Here is a 1,378-nt window from a genome sequence, read left to right as displayed (position 1 = left end):
CGGCCATGAGCCGTCCGTCGCGTATGGCCGCTTTGGGCGGACGTAGCTTCTATGTGCCGATTGCAACACCGAAGCTCATATGCTCTCCCCGCCAACCACTTCGTCGAAGAAAGTCTTCCCAGGTCAGTGCGGTCGGATCATTTCGTCGGCTCCATGCCAGGTCCCGGTCGGGTGCGTAGTACCCGTATTCGACCGCGTAGGTAACCATTCCCACGAGCTCGCGTACCAGCCACTCGTCGGCACCGAATGCGGGGAAGTTCTTTAGCAAATCCTCGCGTGTGTATGCAGACGTGTAGTGCGCACGCACCCCCGAAACGCGCACGAAAGTTTCCACAAGTTCGCGCGCAGTCAGTACCTCACCGATGACAGGTAATGTTCGGCCGGAATACGACTCCGGATTGTCGAAGTGCGCCATCACCGCCGGACCGGTCGCGGTCAGCGGATCAACGAACGGCACGGGCGTGTCGGGCGGTAGGTAAACCGGGAAACTCAAGCCGCCGTCAGTTTGGGGGCGGGGCAGATAGTGCTCAAGAAAGTTGCTGTAGAAAAAGGCAAGTTGGATGAATGAACTGTGAAGCGGCAGTGTGCGCAGGTAGGCTTCCACTAGGGCCTTCTCGGTGAAGTGTGGCGCCCACAGAGTGCCGCCAGTGCGATCGTCGACATTTTCGAGACTACTCCAGACGACATGCTCCACGCCCGCGGCGAGCGCCGCGTCAGCCAGCTCCATGCCCAGCGCTAATTCGGGACGGCCCGGCGGCGGTACGGGCGCAATTGGCGGCGTCATCAAAAAAGCGCCGTGCGAGCCTCGCAAAGCCGCGGCAAACTGCGCTTTGCGCCCCGCTTCCAGCGGTGCGACGACGACCTCGGCGCCGCGCCGGGCCAGTTCGCGCATCGGTTCGCTATCGACGCTTCGCGCCAAAGCGCGCACTCGATAGCGACCGCTATCCAGCAGCGTGCTGGCCACGCTGCGGCCTTGCTTGCTGGAGGCACCAGCTACGGTAATCAGAGGCATTGATGATAAATGGGACATGCGATTTCTCCGGACAGGCACGCAACACGCGCGCCGACATGTGCAGTGTGGGCAGAACCTCGCACGGAGTGAAATCGTCGGTCTTCTGGTCTACTATCCATGCAATGGATACCAACCGGTTGGACCTGAATTTACTTGTCACCCTAGAAACCTTGCTGGCAGAGCAGAACGTGACGCGCGCCGCGCGCCGCTTGCATCTGAGCCAACCGGCAGTGAGCGCACAGCTCGCGCGCCTGCGCGATCTGTTCGACGATCCGTTGCTGATTCCGGCGCAGCGTGGCATGACTTCCACAGCAAAGGCCGATGAACTTCTGGCGCCTCTACGTGATGCTTTAGACCAAGTGCGCG

General features: G+C 61.1%; 2 protein-coding genes. One reads left to right on the top strand and one right to left on the bottom strand.

Features of this window, described 5'->3' with window-relative positions; all coding sequences use genetic code 11:
* Positions 1–49: 49 nt before the first annotated feature.
* Positions 50–1,030 carry an NmrA/HSCARG family protein gene (locus LPA37_RS27635; protein WP_061939274.1) on the bottom strand — a complete coding sequence of 327 codons (981 nt, stop codon included), beginning with the start codon at positions 1,028–1,030 and terminating at the stop codon, positions 50–52.
* A 104-nt stretch (positions 1,031–1,134) separates the two neighbouring features.
* On the opposite strand from LPA37_RS27635, the gene LPA37_RS27630 reads away from it, so the two are divergent.
* Positions 1,135–1,378: LysR family transcriptional regulator (locus LPA37_RS27630; RefSeq protein ID WP_229014260.1), on the top strand; the 244-nt coding region annotated here is incomplete at its 3' end.

Source organism: Paraburkholderia gardini, from assembly GCF_907164545.1.
In the GTDB taxonomy this organism is placed as follows: Bacteria; Pseudomonadota; Gammaproteobacteria; order Burkholderiales; family Burkholderiaceae; genus Paraburkholderia; species Paraburkholderia gardini.
This window is presented reverse-complemented; position numbering and strand designations above follow the sequence as displayed.

Excerpts from the sequence above, each read along its gene's own strand:
- LPA37_RS27635 (WP_061939274.1), bottom strand. The coding sequence starts at position 1,030 with ATGTCCCATTTATCATCAATGCCTCTGATTACCGTAGCTGGTGCCTCC.